Below are 23,518 nucleotides of genomic sequence, written 5' to 3' on the forward strand. Positions count from 1 at the left end.
CGTCTTTCGTTGGTGATCAGTGCCTTTCGTACTCTTGCCCCGTATACCCCAGGGGGGTATGGTCGCGGCCATGGGTACGCAACTGCCGTCAGTGACCGACCCGGTGTGCGGGATGCAGGTCGACCCGGCCACCGCGCGCGAGCACGTGACGTACGACGGGCATACGACGTACTTCTGCTCGGCCTCGTGCCGGGCCACGTTCGAGGCCGACCCCAGCCGCCACGTGGCCGCGCCGGCCGACGGCCACACCGATCACGCCCATGCCGGGCACGACCATGCCGGGCACGACCATGCCGGGCACGACCATGCCGGGCACGACCATGCCGGGCACGACCATGCCGGGCACGACCATTCGGGCCACGGCTCGCCTGCCACCGTCGGGAGGGCCGAGGGTCCGGTCGCGGAGTGGACGTGCCCGATGCACCCGCAGATCCGCCGCCCCGGCCCGGGTCCGTGCCCCATCTGCGGCATGGCGCTCGAACCGGTGATGGCGACCGTCGACGACGGACCGAGCCCGGAGCTGCGCGACATGACCCGCCGCTTCTGGGTCGCCGTAGCGCTGTCCCTCCCGGTGGTACTGCTGGAGATGGGCGGGCACTTCTTCCCCGCCATCCGCGGAGCGGTCGGCGGGGAACAGGCCGCCATCTATTGGCAGTTCGCGCTCGCGACGCCGGTCGTGCTGTGGGCGGGCTGGCCGTTCTTCGTTCGCGGCGTCCAGTCGGTCGGCAACAAGAGCCTCAACATGTTCACCCTGATCGCGATGGGCACCGGCGTCGCCTGGGCGTTCTCGGTCGTGGCGACGTTCCTGCCTGGGGTGTTTCCGGATTCGTTCCGCGGCATGGACGGCACCGTCGACGTGTACTACGAGGCGGCCGCGGTCATCACCACCCTGGTGCTCCTCGGTCAGGTCCTCGAACTGCGGGCCCGGGAGCAGACCTCGGGTGCCATCAAGGCCCTGCTCGATCTCACCCCGGCCACTGCGCACCGCCTCATCGACGGCCCGGACGGTCACGCCACCGAGGAGGACGTCGCACTCGACGACCTCGCCGTCGGCGACCGGCTCCGGGTCCGGCCCGGCGAGAAGGTCCCGGTCGACGCCGTCGTGACGGACGGTCGCTCCACCGTCGACGAATCGATGGTGACCGGGGAGTCGATGCCGGTGACCAAGCGCGCCGGCGACACCGTGATCGGTGGAACCGTGAACCAGTCCGGTTCGCTGGTGGTTCGTGCCGACAAGGTCGGCCGCGACACCATGCTCGCGCGCATCGTCCAACTGGTGGCCGACGCGCAGCGCTCCCGCGCACCCATCCAACGCACGGTCGACCGGGTATCCGCGGTGTTCGTCCCCGCTGTCATCGGTGTCGCGGCGTTGGCGTTCGTCAGCTGGGCGCTCTTCGGCCCCGACCCGAAGCTGGCGAACGCCCTGGTCGTTGCGGTCGCCGTCCTCATCATCGCCTGCCCGTGTGCGCTGGGCCTCGCCACGCCCATGTCGATCATGGTCGGCGTCGGTCGTGGCGCCGGGCTCGGCGTCCTCATCAAGGACGCCGAAGCGCTGGAGCTGATGGAGAAGGTCGACACCGTCGTGGTCGACAAGACCGGCACCCTGACCGAGGGGAAGCCGACGGTCACCGACGTCGTCCTCGCGGACGCCTCCAGGTCCGCCGGACACGACCGGGCGGCAGTTCTGCGGTTCGCCGGGGCTGTGGAACAGGCGTCCGAGCACCCGCTGGCGCGGGCGATCGTCGCCGCCGCTCGGCCCGAGGGCAGCAACGCCCGGCTGCCCGGCGTGGCCGACTTCGACGCCCCGGCCGGCCGGGGCGTCGTCGGTGCGGTCGAGGGCCACCTGGTGCGCGTCGGGACCGCCGCGTTCCTGCGAGACGAGGGCCTCGACCCGGCGTCGCTCGACGCGGCCGCCGAACACCTGCGCGGGCAGGGCGCGACCGCGGTGTTCGTCGCCGTCGACGATGTCGTGGCTGCCGTGATCGCGGTCGCGGACGCGGTGAAGGACACGACCCCGCAGGCATTGCGCCGGCTGCGCGACGAGGGCATCGACGTGGTCATGCTGACCGGCGACAACGCCACGACTGCCCAGGCGGTCGCGGCCAGGCTCGGCATCCAGCACGTCGAGGCCGAGGTGATGCCGGACCGCAAGAGCGAACTCGTCGCGCAGCTACGCGCCCAGGGCAAGGTGGTCGCGTTCGCCGGCGACGGCGTCAACGACTCCCCGGCGCTGGCAGCTGCGGACGTCGGCCTGGCGATGTCGTCGGGCACCGATGTGGCCATCGAGTCCGCCGGTGTCACGCTGCTGCGCGGCGACCTGAACGGCATCGCGCACGCCCGCTCGCTGTCCAGAGCGACGATGCGCAACATCCGGAGCAACCTGGCATTCGCCTTCGGCTACAACATGATCGGCATTCCGGTCGCCGCAGGGGTGCTCTACCCGCTGTTCGGCGTTCTCCTGTCACCGATCATCGCTGCGGCGGCGATGGCCCTCTCGTCCGTCTCGGTGATCGGCAACGCGCTGCGGCTTCGCAGCCAGCGGCTCTGATCCGCGCAGTGTCGCGCCGGCTGAGATGGCTTCTGCCAGTGACGGAGTCTCGCGAACGCCCGACCCCAGCAGTCCCCGGCCGCGGTCGTCGGCGACCACGACCTGGATGTCCTCGCTGCGCAGGCCGGACAGCACCACGCCCAGCGCCGCCTTCGCGACCGGATGCAGCCGGGTGACCGCGCTGAGGTCCAGTGCGAGCGCGCGGACGCCGGGCCGGTCGGGACCGCCGACTGCGGCGAGCACGCCCAGCGCGGCCTCGATCGCGGCGAAGTCGAGGTCGCCCTGCAGCCCGATGACGGCGACGGAGCCGCCTGCGGCCATGGCGTCATGCGTGACCACCGGTGCCGTCAGCCCGGGATGGCGCATGAGGTCCAGGCCCAACTGTGACGAGAGCCGCTGCACCGCAAGCACGGCGCGGACACTGTTGCCCTGGGCGTCCAGTCGCGGACTGTAGGCGCCGACGCCGAACTGCGCCGGGCTGGCCGCGAGCAACCCGCCGGCCACCCCGCTCTTGGCGGGCAGTCCGGCGCGCAGCAGCCACTCACCGGCGTAGGTGTACATCCCGCACGTCGCCATCACCGTCAGGACGTGGCCCGCGCTCTCCTCGTCGACGGCGCGGACCCCGGTGACCGGGTTGACGCCACCGTTGGCGAGCGTCGCCGCCATCACCGCGAGATCGACCGTGGTCACCAGCAGGGAGCACTGCGCGACATAGCAGTCCAGCGTCTCGGTGACATCGGCGGTCAGCGCGCCCGCGTTGTGCATGAGATAGGCCAGCGCACGGTTGCGGTCCCCGGTGGCCAATTCGGACTCGTACGTCGACTCATGACGTACCAGCTCACGACCGGCGAAGGCCGACAGCGCCGCTCTGATGCGTTCGTGCCGTTGCGACGTCGTCTCGGCAGCCACCAGGGAGGTCGTCAGGATCGCCCCGGCGTTCACCATCGGATTGAGCGGCCGGCCGGTCCCCGGTTCCAGCCGTACGTCGTTGAAGGCCTCGCCGGTCGGCTCCACTCCGACCCGAGCCAGGACCTGTTCCAAACCGAGATCCTGCAGCGCCAGGGCATACACGAACGGTTTGGAGACCGACTGGATCGTGAAGGGCACCAAGGCATCGCCCGCGTGGTAGACCGCGCCGGTCACGCTGGCCAAGGCGATACCGAAGTGGGCCGGGTCGGCCCGGGCGAGCTCGGGAATGTAGCCGGCGACCTCACCGCGGTCCTCGCCGCGGACCGCGGCGTGCAGGCGATGCAAGGCGCGGGTCACCGGCCGGCGCCAGGAGATCTCGGTGCCGTCCTCGCCGATCACAGCGGCGGGATCGAACCCGTGGTCGGTCACGTCGCGACCCTAGCCACCCCGACCGGTGGTGGATCACCCCGAAGCCGCGGGCTAGTTTCCGCCCATGCGCCTGTTCGCCTGCGACACCTGCCGCTCGGTCGCCTTCTTCGACGATCTCGGCTGCGGTAGCTGTGGCACGCCGCTCGGCTACCTCCCGTCGGCCCGAGGCCTCGTCGGCCTCACCGGTGATCGGCTGCGGGCGGCCGTGGGCGGGACGGCGTACTTCAGCTGCGCCAACCGATCGTGGGGGTGCAACTGGCTGGTGCCGGAGGACGCCGGTTCCGGGCAGTGCGAGGCGTGCCGGCTGACCCGGCGCCGGCCCGACCGCGACGACACCGTCGGCTGGGAGCAACTGGCCCGGACCTGGCAGGCCACGCGTCGGCTGCTGTTCCAGCTGCACGACATCGGGCTTCCGGTCGTCTCCCACCTCGACCGGCCGGACGGCGGACTGGCGTTCGACCTGGTCGCCTCGACGAGCGGCGCGCAAGTGATGATCGGCCACGCCAACGGCGTCATCACGATCGATATCTCCGAGACCAGCGACCCCCACCGGGAGGCCCTGCGCGCCAGCCTGCAGGAGGCATACCGCACGATGCTCGGCCACTTCCGACACGAGATCGGCCACTACTACTGGCAGGTCCTGGTGTGGGACACCGGCCGCGTCGAGGGCTTCCGGGAACTGTTCGGCGACGAGCGCGCCGACTACGGCCAGGCACTCGACGTCCACTACCGCTTCGGCGCCCCCGACGGCTGGCAGGACAGCTACTTCTCCCACTACGCCACCAGCCACCCGTGGGAGGACTTCGCCGAGACGTTCGCGCACTACCTCCACATCCACGACACCCTGCAGACGGCCGCGTCGTTCGGGCTCGGTACGGCGTTGCCGCCCGGTCCCTGGTCGGACGACGAACGAGTACGGCTGACGAGCACACCGCAGGACACGATGACGCGGCTGTCAGCGGCGCAACTGCTGGCCGTCGGGCGTCCGTTGTCCCTGGCGGTCAACCACATCAGCCGGTCCATGGGGCAAAACGAGCTCTACCCCTTCCGGGTCACGCCGGCCATCCTGGCCAAACTCGAGTACGTGCGTGACCTGGTGTTGACCGCCGCCGGCGAGCGCTGACCGCCCGTCGCGTCCGCGGCTCTGCCCCAACAAACGCGCAGTGCCACGACAACGCGGCGGTGCCACCACGACGGCCCGAGCCGGGTTGCCAAACCCGGCAGCGGCACGGCGGCGGCGCGTCGGGCAACGCGTCGTACGACCGCCCGGTGCCTGCAAGGATGCGACACGACCACACGACCCGGACGGGGTGCCCTATGTCGGACGGAACGGCTGCCGCGGCCCCGCCTGCAGCAGTCCCGGACACCGCGAGCCTGTTGCGCTCGCGTGCCTACCTGCAGGCACTCGTGCTGGCCGCCATCGTCGGAGTGCCGATATCCGCGCTGTCCTATGGTTTCCTGGCCCTGACGAGCCGGCTGCAGACCTGGATCTTCGACGAACTTCCCGTCGAGCTCGGATTCACCTCGCCGCCCCTCTGGTGGCCGTTGCTGCCGCTGCCGATCGCCGGCCTGCTGGTCGCGCTCACCATCACGCGGCTGCCCGGCAACGCCGGGCATTCACCGGCGGAGGGCTTCAAGACGGGCGGACCGCCGCTACCGGCTGAACTGCCCGGGATCATCCTCGCCGCGCTCGCCACCCTGGCCCTCGGCGTCGTGCTCGGCCCCGAGGCGCCGCTGATCGCGATCGGCGGCGGGCTGGGCTACCTCGCAGTCCGGCTGGCCAAGCGGGACGCCCCACCGATGGCCGCCACCGTGATCGCCACCGCGGGCAGTTTCGCCGCCGTGAGCACACTGCTCGGCTCGCCGCTGCTGGGCGCCTTCCTGCTGATGGAGGTCGCCGGCATCGCTGGACCGATGCTGGGACTGGTGCTGTTGCCCGGGCTGCTGGCCGCGGGCATCGGGACCCTCATCTTCGTCGGGCTCGACGCCTGGACCGGACTGGGCACCTACTCCCTGGCGCTGCCCGACGTACCGGACTTCACCACCCCGACGGTCGCGATGTTCTGCTGGGCGCTCGTGCTGGGGCTCGCGTGTTCCCTTCTCGGGTGGACGATCCGCGCCATCGGGCTGGCGTTGCGCCCGGTGGTGCATCGTTCGCGGCTCATCGTCACGACACTGCTCGGCCTGCTGATCGGCGGGCTGGCGGTGGTGTTCGCCAGCATCACCGACCGCGATCCCAGTGAGGTGTTGTTCTCCGGCCAGGACGCGCTGCCGGGCCTGGTGGGGCAGGCGGCGACCTGGTCGACCGCCTCGCTGGTCGTCCTCATCGTCTGCAAGAGCCTGGCGTACGGCCTGTCGCTCAGCGCCTTCCGCGGCGGCCCGGTGTTCCCGGCGATGTTCATCGGAGCAGCGCTGGGAATCGCGGTGGGGTCATTGCCCGGGCTGGGTCTGGTGCCGGGACTGGCAATCGGGATCGGCGCGATGTCGACTGCGATGCTGCGGTTGCCGCTGACCTCCACCCTGCTGGCGACACTGCTTCTGGCCGACGACGGCCTCGCGGTCACGCCGCTGGTCATCGTGGCGGTGGTCGTGACGTACGTCGTGACCGCCCGGCTGCCGGAGCCCGACCAGGTCGTGCTGCCTCGCCGGCTACGGCCGGCGAGGCCCAGCACCGCCTCAGCTGGGGTGGCCGGCTAACGATCCTCGACCTGGAGCAGATCCAGGTTGTGGAACACCGGCGGTCCGTCGCACAGCGCCGCCATCCGCCCGGCGAACTCGGATGTCGCCGGGTCCGCGGAGTTCTTCATGGCTTCTTCGTACGAGCCGAACTCGACGATGGTCAGATACGAGCCGGCGTTGTCCCGGTCAGCGCACAGCATGATGCGACTGGGACCCATCGCCGGGAACCGGTCACGCCATTCCTCATTGAGCGCGCGCACCTCGTCGATGCGCGACGTCTTCCACTCGATCACCTGCACGAAGCGGGTCATGTGACCTCCCGATAGGACCAGCGGCGGCGCGATCAGCGTGGCCTGACGGGGCCGCCGGTGCAAGGGTCCCGGCGTGGCGATCGGCCGTGGTGCACTGCTGCGTCAAGGCCGGGCGGTGTCGGCAGGTGCGTCGGGCGGGGCGGGGTCGGTAGCGCGCAGTGGCTCGGACACAGCGTGGGTAGCTTGGGCGGCCCAGTAGCGTCCAACGGGCGAGCGCACGACGCGACACAACACGATGCGGGACGCCGGACAGCAGGGAGTCAGGGATGGCGGTGATCCGGTTCGAGGGGATACCGGCGGAGGCGTTCGAGTTCTACGACGACCTGGTCGCGGACAACACCCGCAGCTGGTGGCAGGCCCACAGGGCGACGTACGAGCGGGCCGTACGCGACCCGCTGACGGCCCTGCTCGCCGAGCTGGCCGCTGAATTCGGTGCGGCACAGGTCTTCCGGCCGTACCGGGACACCCGCTTCAGCAACGACAAGACCCCGCTGAAGGATCACCAGGGTGCGTTCGTCGGCGTGGAGGACGCGGTCGGCTACTACGTCCAGGTTTCTCGGGCCGGCCTGCTGGTGGCCGGCGGCTGGTACTCACCGCAAGGCCAGCAGGTCGCCCGCTTCCGTGCGGCGATCGACAGCGGCCACGCCGCGCACGTCCGTGCCCTGCTGGCTGCCCTCGACCGGCAGGGCTGGGAGCTCGACGGCCGCCCGCTGAAGACCCGGCCCCGAGGCGTATCACCGGATCACCCCGATCTCGACCTGATGCGGATGCGGGCCCTCACCGCGACGCACCCGTTTCCGGTCGAACCCTGGATGGGGACCCGCAAGACGCTGCAGACGGTACGAACGCGCTGGCGCCAGGTGCGGCCACTGGTCGAATGGCTCGGCGATCAGGTCGGACCGGCCGCCGACCCGGCGGCCCCGCCGCTGTAAGCCGTCCCGGCCGTCACAGGAGGCGGCCAATCCACCACCCGGCGGCCGCCGAAGCAGAGCCGGACAGTGCTTCGGTGACCAGCAGCAGTTTCAGCAGCCGCGACAGCCGGCCAACAGAAGACAGCCGGCCAACAGAAGGCGAGGTGCCCGGTGTCCCGTGCCACCCGCATCGGCCTCGGCGTCGCCGCCGCGACGGTCCTGACCGTCGTCGCGGTGGTCGCGCTGGCGGCGTTCCAACCCTGGAAACTGTTCGTCGACCAGGTCGTCGACGAAGCGGCCCCGGTCGTCTCGATACCCGCTGTCGTCACGCCGCCGGCGACGCCCGGGGCCGTCGCCACGTCACCGGCGACGCCGGGGACCACTACCGGCAGCAGCCCGTCACCGGGTTCGCCCACCGTGCTGGCGGCCGGAACGTTGCTCAGCCATGAGCACCAGACGACAGGATCCGTCCGGCTGCTGAGCCTGCCGGACGGGCGCCGGGTCCTCCGGATCGAGAATCTGGACACCAGCAACGGCCCCGATCTCAAGGTCTGGCTCTCCGACGCCCCGGTCATCGACTCGTCCGACGGCTGGCACGTGTTCGACGACGGGCGGTGGCTGGATCTCGGACCGTTGAAGGGCAATGTCGGGAACCAGAACTACGACGTCCCCGCCGGCGCCGATCTGACCGGACTGACCAGCGTCACGATCTGGTGCGACCGGTTCGACGTCTCTTTCGGCGCCGCCCGGTTGGCCTGAGAACTCCGACTCGGTCACCCGGCGGCGAGGGTTTCGGCGTCTCGGGTATCGGCGAGGCGTGGCGGGGGCGGAACTCGGGCCCGCCAGGATGACCCCCGTGCATGGCGTGCGTACCGCAGGGGGCAGGACAACGGCACATCCGCCGTTGCTCGACCGGTGGACCGCGCGGCTGCTGGTCGGCGGAGCCACTCGCCGCCCCACCGTCCGCACTCCCCTCGACATCGGCCGCGCCGCCGTGGCCATCGCCGCAGCGGCCTTGCTCTGGTGGGTCGCGGACACCCTCGGCCGCCCCGGCTGGAGCGTGAGCTGGGAATGGGTCGCCATCGGACTGCGGACCCTGGTGTTCCTCTGCCTCACCGGCGTCGCCGCCGTGGTGGCGGTGGTCGCAGCCCGCAGCGGTCGCTGGCCCCTGGCAGCGGCCGCCGCCGTCGCCGTACTCGGGTCGGCGACCTTGCCGCTGGTGCTGGATCGTGACGGGCTCAGCGCCGACGCCGCGGCGTGGATCGCGACACTGGCTGGGGCCACTGCGGTATGGCCGCACACGATGTCGGTGGTACGCCGGACCCTCCTGCTCGGCGAACTGGCTGCTGCCGTCCTGGTCCTGACCGCGCCGAGCCTGTCGCTGTCGGCGCTGCTGGCCGGGGCGTTCGCCGGCTATGCCGCCGGCTGCCTGTGGCGACTGGCCTTCGGCCGCGACGTCGATCGCGTCCCGGTCGCCGATGCGCTGGCCGGCTGCGCCGAACTCGGCCTCGACCTGTCGTCGCTGGTCCCGGCCGGCGGAAGCCGCATCGGCGACCGTTTCATCGGGCATTCACCGGACGGCGCGGTCGAGGTGACCGTGTACAGCCGCGGCGCCGTCGACGCCCAACTGGTGACGCGCGTGGCCCAGATCGCCTGGTACCGAAGCCCTCGGCTGCCCGCGCCGTTCACTCGGCTGCAGCATCTGGAACATCACGTCGCGATGGTCGAGCACGCCGCGGCCCACGGGGTCGCCACCGCCACCGTCGAACTGGTCGGCTTGGCCGGTGCCGGCGAGGACGGCATCGTCGTCACGTCGTACGGCGACCCCGTGGCCCTCGCCGACCTGCCGGTCGCCGAGCTGGACGCAGCGCGGATCGCCGCGGTCTGGACGACCGTCCGCGCCCTCGGCGACGCCGGGATGGCCCACGGTCGCCTTGACGGATCCACCATCGCGTTCCAGGGCACCGACTGCGTCCTGCTGGATCTGGTCGGCGGTTCGCTCATCACCTCGCCGCGCGCCGTCGCCGCGGACCGCGCGGCCTGCCTGGTGGCCACCAGCCTGGTGGTCGGCCCGGATGCCGCGGTCGCCGCGGCGCACGAGGCGCTGGGGACGGCAGGGCTGGCAGCGGTCGTCCCCGTACTGCAGGCTGCCGCCCTGCCTCGCAGCCTGCGCCCGGCACGCCGTTCCACCACCCTGAACGACCTGCGGCAGAAGGCGGCCGCGGCCGCGCAGACGCAACCCGGCGAGCTGGCCGAGATCCACCGGGTCCAGCTGTCCAGCGTGCTGCTGGCCGCCGGAACCCTGCTCGGACTGTGGTTGCTCATCGGCGAGCTGACCGGCTATTCCGACGTCCTCGCGGAGATGCTGACCGCGAACTGGTGGTGGATCGCCGTGGCGTTCGCCGTCGGCATCTCGACCGATCTGACTGAGGCCGTGGCGCTTTCGGGCGCGGTAGCAGCTCGGTTGCGGGCCGGGCCGCTGGTCATGCTGCGGCTGGCCGACGGCTTCTTCGGCCTCATCGGCGGCACCGTCGCGACCACTGCTGCGGCCGTGCGGTTCTTCCAGAAGGAGGGACTGGGAGCATCGATCGCGTTGAGCTCCGGCGTCCTGTACAGCCTGGCCGGCTTCGCCGATCAGGTGGTGCTGTCGGCGATCGCCCTGTGTTTCGCGTGGGGAGCGTTCTCGCTGTCGTCGGTTCGAGCCGGCAGCGACGGTACGACATCGACCGACGGCGGCCCGGACTGGCTGGTACTCCTGCTGGCCGGACTCGTGGTCATCAGCGTGGTGGTCGGCATCCTCGCGTTGCGGCCCCGCTTCCGCCGGGCGGTCCGGGACAAGGTCAAGCCGCAGTACACCTTGGTCCGGGACAACCTGCGCGACATCGCCAGCCAGCCCGGCAAGCTGACGCGGCTGTTCGGCGCCAACGTCGCCACCCAGGTGCTGCTCGCCGTCTGCCTCGGGCTGTGCCTGCATGCGTACGGCGGCAACAGTTCCATCGCGGTTCTCATCCTGGTGAACACCGCTGCGTCGTTGCTCGGCGGGCTCGCCCCTGTCCCGGGCGGGATGGGAGTGATGGAGAGCGCGATCATCACCGGGCTGCTGGCGGCCGGCGTACCGCAGGAACAGGCGATCCCGGCGACGTTCTCCTACCGGTTGATTACGGCGTATCTGCCGCCGGTGTGGGGCTATCCCGCGGTGATCTGGCTGCGCCGGCACGACTACCTGTAGCCGCTGCCACAGCGCGCGGCGCAGCCAGCTCACCGCAGACTCGTCAGGCGGCGCGCCGGGCGGTCAGCAGCAGATACTCCCAGTCCATGACCAGCCGCTCGCCGTCGCCGGTGTCGAAGCGTCGGGACAGCTCCACCAGGTCCGCGTCCAGCGCCGCCACCCGGGCAGCGTCGTCGGCGATGCCGCGGTACGCCGCGATCGTGGGTCCGTAGCACCGCTTGAAGAAGTCACGGAACTGCGCGGGCGTGGCGAAGCAGTCGACCCGCAGCGTCGCCCGGCGGGCCTCGACCTCGATGACCCGGTCGCCCAGCAACTGCCGCACGTGCTGCTCGTCACCCCACAGGACCGGCGGCTGAGTTCCCGGGGGCGGCGCCGGCACGTACGGCTTCATCGCGGCGAACATCTGCCCGATGAACCCCGCCGGGGTCCAGCTCAGCACCGCGATGGTCCCGCCGGGCCGGCAGACCCGCGCGAGTTCGTCGGCGGCGGCCTGGTGGTGGGGAGCGAACATCACCCCGACGCAGGACAGCACGACGTCGAACGTCGAGGCGGGCCAGGGCAGGTCTTCGGCGTCGGCTTCCTGCCAGCCGAGCTGCACCCCGGCACGGGCCGCGTCGGCCTGCCCGGCGGCGAACAACTCGGGTGTCAGGTCGCTGGCAATGACGCGAGCACCCTGCGCGGCAGCAGGAATCGCCGCATTGCCGGACCCGGCAGCGACGTCCAACACCTGCTGTCCCGCCGTGACGCCGGCTGCGGCGACCAGCGCCGGACCCAGGTCGGCGATCACGTCATGGGCGACTGCCGGATAGTCCCCCATCGCCCACATGCCGCGGTGTTTCGCCTTCAGCGCCCGGTCGCCGGATCCGGTATCGGCGGTCGGTGCCGTGCTCGTCGTCGTACTCATCGCAATCGATCCCTCTCGTCGGGTCGCGGGCCGTCGTCCCGGCCTGCCGCTGGCCACGACGCTAGGGAGCCGCCGTACGGCGTCCTAGTACGAGATCTGTACCGCCACGTGCCCGATTGCCGCCGCCGCCCGGCCGGCTGGGATCTAGCCTGCGATCCATGGGTGCCTCCTACCGTCAGTTCTGCCCGGTGTCGAAGGCGATGGAGCTGCTCGACGAGCGTTGGACGATGCTCGTCGTTCGTGAGCTGCTCTTGGGCAGTGAGCGTTTCAACGACCTGCGCCGCGGCCTGCCGGCCATGTCACCCACCCTGCTGTCCAAGCGACTCGCACAGCTGGTCCGGGCCGGCGTCGTACGACGACAGGCCGACGGCAGTGACGTCCGGTACGTGCTGACCCCGGCCGGTCGCGAGCTCGAACCGGTGGTCACCGCCGTCGGCATCTGGGGCACCCGCTGGGTGGGCCAGCTCGGCGATGCGGACCTCGACCCGCGGCTGCTGCTGTGGGACATGCACCGGCACGTCGACTTCGGGCAGGTCCCGGACGGCCGAACAGTCGTGCAGTTCACCTTCCAGGACAAGCGCGGCAAGGACCGGGACTGGTGGTTGGTCATCACCGACGCGGGGACCGACGTCTGCGACCTCGACCCGGGCTACGACGTCTCGGTACTCCTGATCTCGAACCTGCGGACCATGGTCGACGTCTGGCGCGGCGACCTGACCTGGTCGACCGCACTGCGCTCCGGCGCGCTCGACGTCCAGGGACCTGCACCGCTGCGACGCGCTGTCCCGCAGTGGTTCACGCCGTCGAACTTCGCTGCCGTGCCGCGGCCGGCTCTCCGGAACGCGGTAGCGACACCGTAACCGTCGTACCGCTGGCCACCGAGCTCTGGCAGGCCACCGACCCGCCATGGGCGGCGACCACGGCCGTGACGATCGACAGGCCCAGACCTGACCCACCGCGGCTGCGGGCCGGATCACCCCGATAGAACCGGTCGAACGCCCGATCCAGTTGCTCCGGGGTCATCCCCGGACCACCGTCACCGACGCCGATGGTGACCGTGGCGTCGTCGGAGGACATCGTCACGACGACCGCCGACGAGTGCGGAGTGTGGGTCAGGGAGTTGTCGAGCAGGTTGTCGAGCACCTGATGCAGCCGGAAGGCATCTCCGATCAGCTCGACCGGGTGCGCCGGTGCTGCCCACTCGAGCGGCCTGGCCGGCTGGCGCGCTCTGGCGGCCGCCACTGCGTCGGCGACGACACCGGCGACGTCGGTCGGCTGACGCTCCAACGGCCGCTGCTGATCCAGTCGGGCAAGCAGCAGCAACTCGTCGACCAGGACGCCCATTCGCGCGGCCTCGTTCTCGATTCGCGACAGCACGATCGCCTGCTGCTGCGAACTGGACATCGCCCCGGTCCGGGTCAGTTCGGCGTACCCGCGAATCGACGTCAGCGGGGTTCGCAGTTCGTGGCCGGCATCACCGACGAACCGGCGCAGCCGTGCCTCACTGGCCTCCCGTTCGGCGAAGGCTTCCTCGATCTGCCCGAGCATCCCGTTGAGCGACGCGGACAATCGCCCGACCTCGGTTCCAGGCGCACCTTCGGGAACCCGGCGCGACAGGTCGCCGGCGGCGATGGCCTCCGCGGTGGATTCCACCACCTCCAGCGGCCGCAATCCCATCCGGACGACCCACCCGGCCGCCACCACGGTGAGGCCGAGCACCACCAGGCCGATGACGAGGAGCCAGCAGGCGAAGGTTCGCAGGGTGCTGTCGGTCGGCTCCAACGACACCGCCAGCACCGCGCTGCCACCGTCGCCGGCCGGTAGTGCCCTGGCGCGGTACGCCGGCCCACCTCGCAGACCCGGCACCGTCACGATGGCACCGTCCAGGCTCGCCACCTTCGCCGCGGTGAAGTCAGTGAGGTCCGGGCCCGGGATGTCCTGCAACAGCGTGCCGCCGACCTGAAAGAGGATGGCGCCGCCGGAGTCCAGCCGGGTGATGACGAAGGCACTGGGCAGCTGCCTGTCACCGGTGGCAGCGACCGGCCGATCGATCGGCGGGGGCCCGAGTCCCCGCTGTGCAGCGGCACTGAGCAGGCTGCTGTCGATCTGAGCGGTCAGCGTGGCCCGCAGGAGCACCACGGCGACGATGCCGCTGGCGAGCAGGGCGAAGGCGACCAGGACCACGACGCCCAGGGCGACGCGGTGGTGCAAGGACCAGCGCGACATGTCAGGGCCGCGGTTGCCGCAGTGAGTAGCCCACACCGCGCAACGTGTGGATCAGCGGTGGGTCGACCCGGTCGATCTTCTTGCGCAGATACGAGATGTACGACTCCACGACACCGGCGTCGCCGCCGAAGTCGTACCGCCACACGTGGTCGAGTATCTGCGTCTTGGAGACCACCCGGCCCGCGTTGAGCAGGAGATAGCGCAACAACGCGAACTCGGTCGGGGACAGCTCCACGACACGGCCGGCTCGTCGTACTTCGTGGATATCGTCGTCGAGCTCGAGGTCGGCGAAGCACAGGACCGAGGGACTGGCGCCCGCCGGGCCGTGGCGGGTACGGCGCAGCACCGAGCGGACCCGCGCCACGACCTCTTCGAGACTGAAGGGTTTGGTGACGTAGTCGTCGCCGCCCAGGGTCAGTCCGGCGACCTTGTCCTCGGTGGCGTCGCGCGCGGTCAGGAAGACCACGGCGACGTCGCGGCCCGCGGCCCGCAGCCGACGGCAGACCTCGAAGCCGTCCATGTCCGGCAACATCACGTCGAGCAGCAGCAGATCGGGGAGGGTGCGGGCCGCCTCGGCCAGCGCTTCGGTGCCCGATGCTGCCGAGGTCACCTCGAAGCCGACGAACCGCAGTCCGGTGACCAGGAGGTCGGCGATGTTCGGCTCGTCGTCGACGACGAGGAGCTTTGCTGCCCGGCCGGACTCGTCCATCGCCGGTCAACCGTACCGACGCCTGTGCCACCGGCGGCCGCGCCGTCCGGTCGGCTCGGCGGGCCGGCGGCGCCGCCGGCCCGCTCCGTCCTCGGCCAGGACGCCGGTGGGCGACAAGGGGCGAACCTTCATGGCGGTCACCCTGCTCGGCATTGCTGGCAGTGTGCTGGCAGTGCGCTGCACGTCCGCTGCCCACCGCGTCAGGCGCCGACGACGACGTCGGATTCGGCTGGGTGCGCGGTCCTCGACTGCTCACCGGCGCCGCGGGCCGGCAGGAACAGCAAGGCGCCGATGGCCGCGACCGCCGTCGCCCCGACCGCGACCCACGACGCCGCGCTCAAGCCCGCCAGGAACGCGTCGCGTACCGCCGCCGTCGCCGCCGGTTGGACCGCAGCGGGCAAGGCGGATATCCCTTGGTAGCCGGCGACAACGGAGTCCTGCGCGGCCTCGACGAAGCCCGTCGGCAGGCCCAGCGACCGCAGCGCACCGACGACCTGGTCGCCGTACACCGAGACCATGACCGAGCCCAGCACGGCCACGCCCAAGGTGCCACCGACTTCGCGCGAGGTGTCGTTGACCGCGGAGCCGGCGCCTGCCTTCGCCGGCGGCAGCGCGCCCATGATGGCTTCGGTGGCCGGGCTGGCGATCAGCGCGAGCCCAGCGGCCATGAGCACCATCGAGACCACGACCGCACCCCAGTACTGCGAGGCCGAACTGACGGTCGCAGCAACGGCGAAGCCCGCCGACATGAGCAGCAGCCCGCCGGCGACGACGAGCTTGGTCCCCAGCAGCCGGACTGCCAGCACCGCGACCGGTGACAGCGCGCCCATGACCACGGCGAACGGCAACGTCCGGAGCCCGGCCTCGAGGGTCCCGTATCCCTGGACCACCTGGAAGTACTGCGTCACCAGGAAGATGAAGCCGAACAGCCCGAAGAAGGCGAGCGCGATGGCGGCGCTGGCCGCGGAGAATCGGGCATTGCGAAAGAGCCGGACCTCCAGCAGTGGATCGGTACGGCGGGACTCCCACACCACGAACGCGGTCAGCGCCGACAACGCCGCAGCGAGCCCGACGACCGTGGCCGGCGATGCCCAACCGTGCCGCGGTGCCTCGATCAGGGCGTACACCAGCAGGCCGATCGACCCGATCGACAGCAGCGCACCGAGTCCGTCGAACCGCCCCGGCGAGGGATCGCGGGAGTCAGGGACGAGGAACCAGCCGGCGACTGCCGCGATGACGGCGATCGGGACGCCGACGACGAACACGGATCCCCAGGAGTAGTGCTCCAGCAGGAAGCCGCCGGTGACCGGGCCGAGCGCGACGGCGACACCGGCCGTCGCGGCCCAGATGCCAATCGCCATCGCCCGTTCGCGCGGCACGGTGAAGACCTGGATCAGGATCGCCAGGGTGGCCGGGAAGACCAGCGCCGCGGCAGCGCCCATCGCCGCTCGGGCGGCGATCAGCTGGCCGGTGTCCTGCGCCAACGAACCGGCCAGTGACGTCACGGCGAACAGCGCGAGACCGAGGATCAGGATTCGCTTGCGCCCCAATCGGTCGCCGAGGTTGCCGCCGACCAGCAGCAGTCCGGCGAAGACGAGGGTGTAGGCGTCGACGACCCACTGCAGATCCGTGATGCCGGCGTCGAGCTCGCGGCCCATGGTCGGCAACGCCACGTTGACGATCGTGTTGTCGATCGTGACCAGCAGGCTGGACAGCACCAGCACGCCGAGGATCACCCAGCGCCGCTCACTCGATCGGTTCATGACCACCCCCTGTAGGACGACGTTCTATAGTTGTAGCACACCGTCCTACAAGTAGGGTGGGCTGTCAACCCGATCAGGAGATTCCTGCGACATGCCGTCTCAGCCACGCCGGCGTACGCCGAGCACCGACGTCGAACAGGCCCTCGTCGACGCCGCCGAGCGGGTGCTGGTGCGGGACGGACCGGCTGCTGTGACAGTTCGAGCCGTCGCCACGGAGGCCGGTGTCGCCCCCATGGGCGTCTACAACCACCTGGGCGGCAAGCAGGGACTGACCGACGCGTTGCTGGAGCGCGGGTTCCGGGGTCTGCGTGCCGCCGTAGCCGCCGCCTCAGGCAGCGACGCCCTGGCGCGGTTGCGGGATTCCGGACGCGGCTACCGCCGCTATGCACTGACCCATCCGCAGCACTACGCGATCATGTTCGACCGGGTGGCGCGGCCGGGTTCGTATCAGGACCCGACCATCGTCGAGGCCGCCGACGCGTTCGGCGCGCTGGTCAGCCACGTGGTGGCCGCGATGGATTCCGGCCAGATCCGGCCGGAGGATCCCTCGGCGGTGGCGCTACGGATCTGGTGCACCGTGCACGGGGCGCTGTCGTTGGAACTGCGCGGCTTCATCGACCCGGCGATCGCCGACGGCGCGTACGAACTCCTGCTGGACTACATCATCCGGGCAGTCGCGGTCGAGCCGGCCGACCGCTGACCCGACAGAAACGACGCCGTTCGCCGCGTCCGGCGCCGCCGCCTGAGCTGCTGCACGATGATGACCGGATGCCCACGACCGCCTTGCTGATCCTGGATATCCAGAACGGAATCGTCGAGCGCTACGGCGCAGCATGCCGCCCGATGCTCGAGGCCTTGGCCCGTGCCACCACCGCCGCTCGCGCAGCCGCAGTTCCGGTGATCTACGTCCGCGCGTATTTCCGGCCCGGCGCCCCGGAAGTCGGATCGCTGGACACGAATTTCGCCCGGTTCGCCAGATCGTCCGGCGGCGAGAACGACCCCGCCACCGCGGTCCACGACAGCGTCGCGCCGCAACCGTCCGATCTCACCGTCGTCAAGCGGCGGATCAGCGCCTTCGCCGGCAGCGACCTGGCGATTCTGCTGCGGGCGCTCGGCGTCCGGTCCCTCGTCCTGGGCGGAATCGCCACGAGCGGTGTCGTGCTGTCTACCCTGCGGGAGGCCGCGGACCTCGACTTCGATCTGACGGTGCTGCGCGACGGCTGCGCCGACCCCGACGACGAGGTCCATCGGGTCCTGCTGGACAAGGTCTTCCCGCGGCAGGCCACCGTCCGATCGGTCACGGCCTGGGTCGACTCACTCTCGTAGTCGGTACGATCACCGGCGTGCCCCGCGCCGCCACAGTCGGCCCGGCCGCGGTCAGCGACAGCGTGCTGTGGACGCGGGCGACCGTCATCACGCTGGCCGTCGTCGGGACCGCGGCAGTAGCTCACAGCGCCGCGGCCGGACTGCTTCCGGGTGCGGTACCGCTGACGGCGCTGACCGCAGTCGCCGTCGTGGTGGTTCGGCTCACCCTCGGCCACGGCCAGGCGAAGTTACGAGTCCTGGCCGTCGTCGTGACCGGCCAAGCCGCCGTGCATGCTGCGTTCACGGCGGTGGCCGGGCACCTCACCGACGTCCCGGGTGGCGTCGCTGCGATGCCCACGCCGACGAGTGCAACCGCGGCAGCCGGCATCGACGCGGCCACCGGCCGGCACGTCGAGCCGGGCACGCTCGCCGACGCGCTGGGCATGCAGGAACTGCTCACTCGCGCGGCGCAGGCCGGGGACGGCCGGCCCACCACCACCGGACACGTGATCGCCCACCTGGTCGATCCGTCGCATCTGCCCATGGCGGCCGCGCACGCAGCGGCGGCCGGACTACTCGCCTGCTGGTTCCTGCTGTGTCAGAACAGGATCGTCGCGCTCGTGATGGTACTGGCCGCCGATCTGGGCCGGGTGCGGACCCTCGTCGGCCGGCTGCTCGCCACCGGCCGAGCCGTCATGGCTGCCGCACTACAGCGCCTGCGAGGCCGCGTGCGGGCGATCATCCGGCGCCCGCGGCGTACGGCGACGGTCGCCTCCGTCCACCTTCAATCGCCGCTGATCGTCTGGCGCGGCCCGCCGGCCCTCGGGTAGGTCGCGCGGCCAGGGGTCAGCTGGCTGCGCGTTGTCACCGGTCGAGCGCGACGCACCACGCGTCGCTGCGACGGCCAGTCTGTGGTGCTGCCAGGACGACGTACGCCGCGACGAGCAGCGCCATCTCTCCCCGCTGCCGCCCGACGTGTGCGCGGGGTCAGTAACCCAAACCTCGCAAGGAGCTCACTGATGACAACTCGCGACCCGGTGTCGCCACCGAACCGGAACATCGACAGCGCGCCGAATCCCCGTACCGAGCGCGGCACCGGCCTGTTCGGCGCCTACTGGCGCTGGCACTTCTACGCCAGCGTTCTGGTGATCCCGATACTCGGCATGCTGGCGATCACCGGCCTGATCTACTTGTTGCGCTTCCAGATCGAGCCGCTGCTGCACCGCGACCTGATGGTGTTGAGCCAGCCAGCCGGCATGCCACGGCCGGTGCCGCTGAGTGCCCAACAGGACGCGGTCGCTACGGCGTATCCGACCGCGACGATCCGTACGGTCACCGAACCGGGCGGGCCCGATCGCAGTACCAGCTTCTCGGTGGAACTACCTGACGGAGCGGGGCGCGACGTCTTCGTCGACCCGTGGTCGGGCCGCGTGCTCGGCGACCTGGATCCCGACAGCACCCTGAGCGGTCTGGCCATCCGGGTGCACTCCGAACTGCTGGCCGGGCGGTGGGGCGACCATCTCATCGAGCTCGGCGCCTGTTGGGCGATCGTGCTGACGGTCACCGGATACCTGCTGTTCTGGCGCGGCCGCCGGGCCCGACGCACCCGGCTGGCACGCCGCGTCCGCTCCGCGTTGCTGCGCAACCGACACGCCTGGGTCGGTGCCATCGTCGGCGGCGGGATCCTGTTGCTGATCCTGACGGGGCTGCCCTGGACCGGCATCTGGGGGGAACGGGTGCAGCAGTTGGCGACCGACCGTGGCACCTCGTTGTGGAGCGAGGACCACGGTGCCCTGTCCGACCCGGCGTCCACCCTGGATGAGTCGTTGCCGCACAGTCATCGTGCCGAGATCCCCTGGGGCGCCGGCAAGTCCGAGGTCCCGACCTCCGCCGCGACGTCCGACGGCGCGGTGGCCAATCTCGATACCGCGGTGACCGTGGCCGTCCGTGCCGGCGTGACCGGGCCCATGACCGTCGCGCTGCCCACCACGGACGAGGGGGTCTATTCGGTGATCGGGTATGCCTTCAACGACCCCGGACAGGAACGGACGATCCACGTCGACCGCTACAGCGGCCAAGTGGTCTCCGAATACGGGTACGGCGACTACCCGACGCCGGCCAAGGTTGTGGCGCAAGGGATCGCCGTACACGAGGGCAGGCGATTCGGCGTTCTGAATTTCTGGCTGACGTTCGCCTTCTGCCTGTCGGTCATCTTCCTGTGCGTCAGCGGGCCGCTCATGTGGTGGCGGCGCCGGCCGGCACGGTCCGGGCTCGCCGCACCTCGCGGCCGGCTGCCGATCGCCACGACGTGGTGGATCGCAGCAGCCGTGGTCGCGCTGGCCGTCCTCCTGCCGCTGTTCGGCGCGTCCCTGCTGGTCGTCCTGCTCGTCGACCGGTTCCTCATCCGGCGGATCGCGCCACTGCGGAGATGGTTCAACGTGTCGCCCTGATCCCGCCGGGGGCGTGGCGTCGTCACGCGGCAGTTCGCCGAGCGTGGGCTCGTCGCGCCCTCGGAGGGTCGCCGGTGGCTCGTCGCGCCCTCGGGGGTCGACGGTGGCTCGTCGCGCCCTGAACGGTCGAGCGGTGGATCGGTTTCAGCTCAGGTAGGCCGACAACACGTCCGCCTCGCGGCGAAGCCGCTGCGCATCCTCGACCCGTCCGAGGCTGTCGTACCGGTCGGCCTCCGACAGCCGCTCGGTGATCTGGTCGCGCAGGATGGCGTGCAGCTCGTCGCTACCCAGCCGGCGGCGCGCGGCCTCGGTCGAACCCACGCCGGTCCGCGCTCCGGCGACGTGGTCGCCTGCCGCGCCTGGGGTTTCGACGGTCGGGTCGACCGCCGCGGCGTTGTCGATGGCGGCGATCGCCGTCCGCAGCGCCGTCACCGCGTCGGGTCGCCGAGCCTTCATCGCGACGACGAGGTCGGCTCGCAGGACAGCCCGAAGCGCGTCGTCGGCGGCAGTTGCGTCGTCGGCCGGACTCAATGTCGTTCGCCCCTGTCTCGCGCCGGTGCGGCCCGCCCTGCCCGCCACGGCTGGGAGAGCCGCGCGGCTGCTGGCACGCTGGGGGCAGCGCCGTACGCCGTACCCCGTGTCGATCATCTCAGGAGGCCGCCGTGGACTCGATCTCCCTCAGCAGCATCGCCGACGACCAGCTGGACCTCGCGCGACGTGCGCACAGCGGCCGAGCCGCCCACACGATCCGCGGCGGCCACCATCACGCGCTACGCCAGACGGTGCTCGCCCTCGTCGCCGGTCAGGAGCTGGCCGAGCATGACAGCCCCGGTGAGGCGACGCTGACCGTGCTGCGAGGCAGGGTCCGGCTCGCCACCGCGACCGAGCAGTGGGACGGACAGCAGCACGACGTCCTGGTCCTGCCCGCCGACCGGCACTCGGTGCTCGCGGTCGACGATGCGGTGATCCTGCTGACCGTCGCCGTCGCTGCGGCGGCACCGGCACCCGGGCTGCGCCCAGAGAACCCGGTCTTCACCTCCAGCGTCTACTACCGCGACCCCGTCGCCGCGCTCGACTGGCTGCAGCGGGTATTCGGCTTCGATGTCACGATGGCCATCGAGGGTCCCCCTGACGCCCCGCAGATGTGTCACTACGAACTGAGTTGCGCCGGCCGGGGCCGAGTCATGATCGGGGCCGAGTGGTCGGCGCCGTATCGCAGCCCGGCCAGCGTCGACGGCACCAATACCCAGTCGGTCCACGTCGAACTGTCCGGCGGACTCGACGAGCACTGCGAGCGGGCTCGCGCGGCGTCCGCGGTGATCGTGATGGAGCCGCAGGACCAGTTCTACGGCGCTCGCACGTACGCCGCTGTCGACCTCGAAGGCCACCGCTGGACCTTCTCGGTCCAGCTGCGCGAGGTGACCCGTGCCGAGGCGGCGGCCGCCCTGGGACAGCCGATCTTCGCGCCCGACTGGCGGTGAGTTCGTCACCGACAAACTGGCCGACAGTCAAGCTCAACTGACATCGTCGCGGCCGCGTCATGCGCCCATGCGCGCAAACCCCTGTCGGGCAGGGCCTCCCCCAAGCGGAGCGGACGCTCCATAATTGGTCCATAATCCTGACTAAACGGACGGTGGTGGCTGAGGAAGTCGGCCGAGGGAGGCGACGGGTGGGGACGAACACTCGACCCGGCGAGGCGGTCGAGCACCCCGCCCCTCCCATCAGCCGCGGCCGGCTGGTCTGGGTTCTCACGGCCATCTCCCTGGCCCCGTTCAGCATCAGCCTGCTGACCTCGGCCGTCCTGCCGCTGCTGACGACGCTCCCGCGCACCACGGGCCTGTCGGTCGGGACGGTCAACCTCGTCGTCTCGGTCACCATCCTCGCCGGGACGGTGGCGACTCCGGTGCTGGGACGCCTGGCCGATGTCGTGGGCAAACGACCGGTGTACCTGGTCTCGCTTAGCCTCGTCGTCGTGGGCTGCGTCCTGTCAGCCGCTACTGACAACTTCGTCGTTCTGTTGCTGGGCAGGCTGTTACAGGGTCCCGGGCTGGCGATCGTGCCGGTCAGCATGGCTGTCGTCGCCGATCTGGTACCGCCGCGTCAGCTCCGCTTCGCGATCTCGTACATCACTGTCGCCCTGGCGATAGGGGCCGTCGGCGGCCTGGTCGTCGGCGGTGCCATCGCCCAGCTCAGCGACGACCCGTCCTTGTTGTTCTGGGTCCTCACCGCTGTCTCGGCATCGGCGTTGGCCGCCGCCTGGTGGCAGGTGCCGCGTTCGCCCGGGATCGCCGGTGGGCGAGTCGATCTCATCGGTGCCGGCCTGCTCATGGTCGGTCTCGGCGGGCTGCTGCTGACTTTGTCGCAGGGCAGTAGCTGGGGCTGGTCGTCACCGGCCATCCTGGGCTGCGCGGCGGCGGGCCTCGCGGGTATCGCCGGTTGGGTGGTGTCGGCGTACCGACTGCCCGATCCGCTCGTGGACATGCCGGCCTTCCTGAGCCGGCAGATGACGTCGCTGAACGTGTCCGGGGTCTGCGTCGGAGCGACGAACTACGCTCTGCTGCTTGCCGTCCTGGCCATTGCCGCCGCCGATCCGGCGACGGCCGGCTACGGGCTGGGGTTGGGGCTGCTGGCCGGTTCCGCCCTGCTCATTCCCGGGATGCTCGCCCAAGGTGCCACCGCGACATTGGTGGGCGTCATCGCCCGCCGGTCCGGCCCGTTCGCCCCGACCGTGGTCGGCCACCTGGTCATCCTGTCCGGGCTGGTGCTCATCATCTGCTGGCACGACAGCGCGTGGGCACTGGTGGTGGGTTCCACTGTCGGCATCAGCGGCTACGGCCTGGTCCTGCCGTCCTATCCAGCGATCATCGTGAGCATCGTCGAGCCCTCACGGTGGGGCGTCGCGAACGGGATGAACTTCATCGTGCGCGCGGTCGGCCAGACCGTCGGCGCCACCGGGACCGGCGTCGTCGTCACGGTCGCCACCGCGGCGTCGGTGACCGCCATAGCTCCGTTGTGGAGCTATCAGGCCGCGCTGGCCGTGTGCGGGCTGGGCCTCGCCGTCAGCATCCCGTTGCTGCTGATCCGGCCAGCCGCCCGAGCCAGCTAGGCGGACAGCGCCGCCAGGTCCCGCGGAGTCGCTGGCTCG

20 protein-coding genes and 2 pseudogenes are annotated in these 23,518 nt (G+C 70.9%); 14 read left to right on the top strand and 8 right to left on the bottom strand.

The features are described from left to right. Positions 1-70: 70 nt before the first annotated feature. A complete protein-coding gene (locus EPO13_11970) occupies positions 71-2,548 on the top strand; it encodes a heavy metal translocating P-type ATPase (protein TAK68261.1) in 2,478 nt (825 codons plus the stop codon). On the opposite strand, the gene glsA is transcribed toward EPO13_11970, so the two are convergent. Then, positions 2,462-3,886: a glutaminase A gene (gene glsA / locus EPO13_11975; GenBank protein ID TAK68262.1), complete on the bottom strand. Its 1,425-nt coding sequence runs from the start codon at positions 3,884-3,886 to the stop codon at positions 2,462-2,464. The two genes, EPO13_11970 and glsA, sit on opposite strands and share 87 nt — an antisense overlap. A gap of 64 nt (positions 3,887-3,950) precedes the next feature. Between glsA and EPO13_11980 the strand changes: the two genes are divergently transcribed. Continuing rightward, the gene (locus EPO13_11980) at positions 3,951-5,009 is read left to right on the top strand and encodes a hypothetical protein (GenBank protein TAK68263.1); all 1,059 of its coding nucleotides are present in this window, start codon (positions 3,951-3,953) and stop codon (positions 5,007-5,009) included. A gap of 80 nt (positions 5,010-5,089) precedes the next feature. On the opposite strand, the pseudogene EPO13_11985 reads toward EPO13_11980, so the two are convergent. Beyond that, a pseudogene (locus EPO13_11985) lies at positions 5,090-5,287 on the bottom strand (hypothetical protein). On the opposite strand from EPO13_11985, the gene EPO13_11990 reads away from it, so the two are divergent. Continuing rightward, entirely contained in the window at positions 5,204-6,583 is a 1,380-nt protein-coding gene (locus EPO13_11990; protein TAK68264.1) for a chloride channel protein, read from the top strand. The pseudogene EPO13_11985 and the gene EPO13_11990 overlap by 84 nt on opposite strands. On the opposite strand, the gene EPO13_11995 is transcribed toward EPO13_11990, so the two are convergent. Continuing rightward, on the bottom strand, positions 6,580-6,876 hold the full coding sequence (locus EPO13_11995) for a hypothetical protein (GenBank protein ID TAK68265.1): 297 nt from the start codon (positions 6,874-6,876) through the stop codon (positions 6,580-6,582). The genes EPO13_11990 and EPO13_11995 overlap by 4 nt on opposite strands. Before the next feature lie 266 nt (positions 6,877-7,142). Between EPO13_11995 and EPO13_12000 the strand changes: the two genes are divergently transcribed. From EPO13_12000 to EPO13_12010, 3 genes are all read left to right on the top strand, one after another. Further along, positions 7,143-7,808: a DUF2461 domain-containing protein gene (locus tag EPO13_12000; protein TAK68266.1), complete on the top strand. Its 666-nt coding sequence runs from the start codon at positions 7,143-7,145 to the stop codon at positions 7,806-7,808. A gap of 150 nt (positions 7,809-7,958) precedes the next feature. Beyond that, positions 7,959-8,546 carry a hypothetical protein gene (locus tag EPO13_12005; GenBank protein TAK68267.1) on the top strand — a complete coding sequence of 196 codons (588 nt, stop codon included), beginning with the start codon at positions 7,959-7,961 and terminating at the stop codon, positions 8,544-8,546. Positions 8,547-8,634: 88 nt separating this feature from the next. Beyond that, a complete protein-coding gene (locus tag EPO13_12010) occupies positions 8,635-11,016 on the top strand; it encodes a flippase-like domain-containing protein (protein TAK68268.1) in 2,382 nt (793 codons plus the stop codon). Positions 11,017-11,059: 43 nt separating this feature from the next. Here EPO13_12010 and EPO13_12015 read toward each other — a convergent pair whose 3' ends face one another. Next, positions 11,060-11,920: a class I SAM-dependent methyltransferase gene (locus tag EPO13_12015; protein TAK68269.1), complete on the bottom strand. Its 861-nt coding sequence runs from the start codon at positions 11,918-11,920 to the stop codon at positions 11,060-11,062. A gap of 158 nt (positions 11,921-12,078) precedes the next feature. Here EPO13_12015 and EPO13_12020 point away from each other — a divergent pair, with 158 nt between their 5' ends. After that, entirely contained in the window at positions 12,079-12,780 is a 702-nt protein-coding gene (locus EPO13_12020) for a transcriptional regulator (protein TAK68270.1), read from the top strand. On the opposite strand, the gene EPO13_12025 is transcribed toward EPO13_12020, so the two are convergent. From EPO13_12025 to EPO13_12035, 3 genes are all read right to left on the bottom strand, one after another. Continuing rightward, positions 12,716-14,146: a HAMP domain-containing histidine kinase gene (locus tag EPO13_12025; GenBank protein TAK68271.1), complete on the bottom strand. Its 1,431-nt coding sequence runs from the start codon at positions 14,144-14,146 to the stop codon at positions 12,716-12,718. The genes EPO13_12020 and EPO13_12025 overlap by 65 nt on opposite strands. 1 nt (position 14,147) lies before the next feature. Further along, complete coding sequence (locus EPO13_12030) at positions 14,148-14,855, bottom strand: response regulator transcription factor (protein TAK68272.1); 708 nt, start codon at positions 14,853-14,855, stop codon at positions 14,148-14,150. A 200-nt stretch (positions 14,856-15,055) separates the two neighbouring features. Then, a complete protein-coding gene (locus EPO13_12035; protein ID TAK68273.1) occupies positions 15,056-16,618 on the bottom strand; it encodes a DHA2 family efflux MFS transporter permease subunit in 1,563 nt (520 codons plus the stop codon). Between the two features lie 91 nt (positions 16,619-16,709). Here EPO13_12035 and EPO13_12040 point away from each other — a divergent pair, with 91 nt between their 5' ends. From EPO13_12040 to EPO13_12055, 4 genes are all read left to right on the top strand, one after another. Next, on the top strand, positions 16,710-17,318 hold the full coding sequence (locus EPO13_12040; GenBank protein ID TAK68274.1) for a TetR/AcrR family transcriptional regulator: 609 nt from the start codon (positions 16,710-16,712) through the stop codon (positions 17,316-17,318). A 68-nt stretch (positions 17,319-17,386) separates the two neighbouring features. Further along, positions 17,387-17,944, top strand: coding sequence for a cysteine hydrolase (locus EPO13_12045; protein ID TAK68275.1), 558 nt, complete (start codon positions 17,387-17,389; stop codon positions 17,942-17,944). 17 nt (positions 17,945-17,961) lie between these two features. Next, entirely contained in the window at positions 17,962-18,753 is a 792-nt protein-coding gene (locus tag EPO13_12050) for a hypothetical protein (protein TAK68276.1), read from the top strand. A 189-nt stretch (positions 18,754-18,942) separates the two neighbouring features. Further along, a complete protein-coding gene (locus EPO13_12055) occupies positions 18,943-20,373 on the top strand; it encodes a PepSY domain-containing protein (protein ID TAK68277.1) in 1,431 nt (476 codons plus the stop codon). Between the two features lie 144 nt (positions 20,374-20,517). On the opposite strand, the gene EPO13_12060 is transcribed toward EPO13_12055, so the two are convergent. Then, entirely contained in the window at positions 20,518-20,829 is a 312-nt protein-coding gene (locus tag EPO13_12060; GenBank protein TAK68314.1) for a hypothetical protein, read from the bottom strand. Positions 20,830-21,035: 206 nt separating this feature from the next. On the opposite strand from EPO13_12060, the pseudogene EPO13_12065 reads away from it, so the two are divergent. The 3 genes and pseudogenes from EPO13_12065 (at position 21,036) to EPO13_12075 (ending at position 23,479) form a co-directional block, all read left to right on the top strand. Beyond that, positions 21,036-21,353: pseudogene (locus tag EPO13_12065) on the top strand (LuxR family transcriptional regulator). A 30-nt stretch (positions 21,354-21,383) separates the two neighbouring features. Then, entirely contained in the window at positions 21,384-21,854 is a 471-nt protein-coding gene (locus EPO13_12070) for a glyoxalase (GenBank protein ID TAK68315.1), read from the top strand. A gap of 59 nt (positions 21,855-21,913) precedes the next feature. Further along, entirely contained in the window at positions 21,914-23,479 is a 1,566-nt protein-coding gene (locus EPO13_12075; protein TAK68278.1) for an MFS transporter, read from the top strand. Positions 23,480-23,518: the final 39 nt, after the last annotated feature.

This window comes from Actinomycetota bacterium, assembly GCA_004297305.1.
Lineage (GTDB): Bacteria > Actinomycetota > Actinomycetes > S36-B12 > FW305-bin1 > FW305-bin1.

What these genes read in the sequence shown, in the direction of transcription:
- EPO13_11970 (TAK68261.1), top strand. Translation starts at nt 71, where the DNA reads ATGGGTACGCAACTGCCGTCAGTGACCGACCCGGTGTGCGGGATGCAG.
- EPO13_11980 (TAK68263.1), top strand. Translation starts at nt 3,951, where the DNA reads ATGCGCCTGTTCGCCTGCGACACCTGCCGCTCGGTCGCCTTCTTCGAC.
- EPO13_11990 (TAK68264.1), top strand. Translation starts at nt 5,204, where the DNA reads ATGTCGGACGGAACGGCTGCCGCGGCCCCGCCTGCAGCAGTCCCGGAC.
- EPO13_11995 (TAK68265.1), bottom strand. Translation starts at nt 6,876, where the DNA reads ATGACCCGCTTCGTGCAGGTGATCGAGTGGAAGACGTCGCGCATCGAC.
- EPO13_12000 (TAK68266.1), top strand. Translation starts at nt 7,143, where the DNA reads ATGGCGGTGATCCGGTTCGAGGGGATACCGGCGGAGGCGTTCGAGTTC.
- EPO13_12010 (TAK68268.1), top strand. Translation starts at nt 8,635, where the DNA reads ATGACCCCCGTGCATGGCGTGCGTACCGCAGGGGGCAGGACAACGGCA.
- EPO13_12015 (TAK68269.1), bottom strand. Translation starts at nt 11,920, where the DNA reads ATGAGTACGACGACGAGCACGGCACCGACCGCCGATACCGGATCCGGC.
- EPO13_12020 (TAK68270.1), top strand. Translation starts at nt 12,079, where the DNA reads ATGGGTGCCTCCTACCGTCAGTTCTGCCCGGTGTCGAAGGCGATGGAG.
- EPO13_12025 (TAK68271.1), bottom strand. Translation starts at nt 14,146, where the DNA reads ATGTCGCGCTGGTCCTTGCACCACCGCGTCGCCCTGGGCGTCGTGGTC.
- EPO13_12030 (TAK68272.1), bottom strand. Translation starts at nt 14,855, where the DNA reads ATGGACGAGTCCGGCCGGGCAGCAAAGCTCCTCGTCGTCGACGACGAG.
- EPO13_12035 (TAK68273.1), bottom strand. Translation starts at nt 16,618, where the DNA reads ATGAACCGATCGAGTGAGCGGCGCTGGGTGATCCTCGGCGTGCTGGTG.
- EPO13_12040 (TAK68274.1), top strand. Translation starts at nt 16,710, where the DNA reads ATGCCGTCTCAGCCACGCCGGCGTACGCCGAGCACCGACGTCGAACAG.
- EPO13_12045 (TAK68275.1), top strand. Translation starts at nt 17,387, where the DNA reads ATGCCCACGACCGCCTTGCTGATCCTGGATATCCAGAACGGAATCGTC.
- EPO13_12055 (TAK68277.1), top strand. Translation starts at nt 18,943, where the DNA reads ATGACAACTCGCGACCCGGTGTCGCCACCGAACCGGAACATCGACAGC.
- EPO13_12060 (TAK68314.1), bottom strand. Translation starts at nt 20,829, where the DNA reads ATGAAGGCTCGGCGACCCGACGCGGTGACGGCGCTGCGGACGGCGATC.
- EPO13_12075 (TAK68278.1), top strand. Translation starts at nt 21,914, where the DNA reads ATGCGCCCATGCGCGCAAACCCCTGTCGGGCAGGGCCTCCCCCAAGCG.